This is a genomic window from Micromonospora arida, from assembly GCF_042873195.1.
GTDB lineage: Bacteria > Actinomycetota > Actinomycetes > Mycobacteriales > Micromonosporaceae > Micromonospora > Micromonospora arida.
On the sequence record NZ_JBIALC010000003.1, the window covers coordinates 646,524 to 647,015 of the forward strand.

At 65.2% G+C, this 492-nt stretch carries 1 rRNA gene; it reads right to left on the minus strand.

Annotation, left to right across the window (positions count from 1 at the left end):
- Nucleotides 1-407: 407 nt before the first annotated feature.
- Nucleotides 408-492, minus strand: a 5S ribosomal RNA gene (gene rrf, locus ACFYP0_RS14245); the annotation flags it as partial.

Genomic DNA, 492 nt, shown 5'->3' on the forward strand with positions numbered 1-492 from the left:
CACCGATCCGCCGGGCCAGCGATCCTCTAGGCGAACGACCACCCGGCCCGCCGGGGCCGGACCGCATGCCCGCTTAGCACCGGCCACCACAGACCGCGTGGACCGGAGTATCCCCGTCCCTCCCCGCGTCGCCGCCGATCCCCAGACTGCAAGATCGTGCAACATCCTGGATGTAGTGGTGTCCGCCGGTCGTGAGGCCACTACATCCTGGATCGAGCGTGACCTTGGCGGCGTCGGGGCACCTCTGCTCCCTGTTCCCGACCTCACCAGGTCACCCGGGGAGCCCTCGGTATCAGGAATCACCGGGCCGATCCACCAGGCAGGGAAACGCAGAAAAAGGGGAGACGCAGAAAAAGGGGAGACGCAGAAAAGGCCACCCCGTTAGGGGTGGCCTTTTCTGGAAGATTGTCCGGCGGCGTCCTACTCTCCCACACCCTCACGAGTGCAGTACCATCGGCGCTGGAGGGCTTAGCTTCCGGGTTCGGAATGTAA